Annotated in this window: 1 pseudogene; it reads left to right on the forward strand. The window is 39.9% G+C overall.

The features are described from left to right. Nucleotides 1-381 (forward strand): annotated as a pseudogene (locus HMPREF9184_RS09935) (glucosaminidase domain-containing protein); the annotation flags it as partial.

Here is a 381-nt window from a genome sequence, read left to right on the forward strand (position 1 = left end):
ACTATGCTACAGCTTCAGGCAAGATTTCCCGCAACAAATGGGAAAAGATTGAAGATGTCTGGTATTACTTTAATAAAGATGGTGTCATGCTTAGTCGCACCATCTACAATGACTATATCTTCCAAGGTAGTGGTGCTATGGCAGAAAACGCTTGGGTGAAAATATCTGACAAGTGGTACTATGCTACAGCTTCAGGCAAGATTTCCCGCAATAAGTGGGAAAAGATTGAAGGCGTCTGGTATTACTTTGATAAAAACGGCATTATGCTCAGTAATACTATAGTTGATGGTTACCTTATCAAAGGTAACGGTGCTATGGCAGAAAACGATTGGGTGAAAATATCTGATAAGTGGTACTATGCTACAGCTTCAGGCAAGATTT

The organism is Streptococcus sp. oral taxon 058 str. F0407, from assembly GCF_000235485.1.
Lineage (GTDB): Bacteria > Bacillota > Bacilli > Lactobacillales > Streptococcaceae > Streptococcus.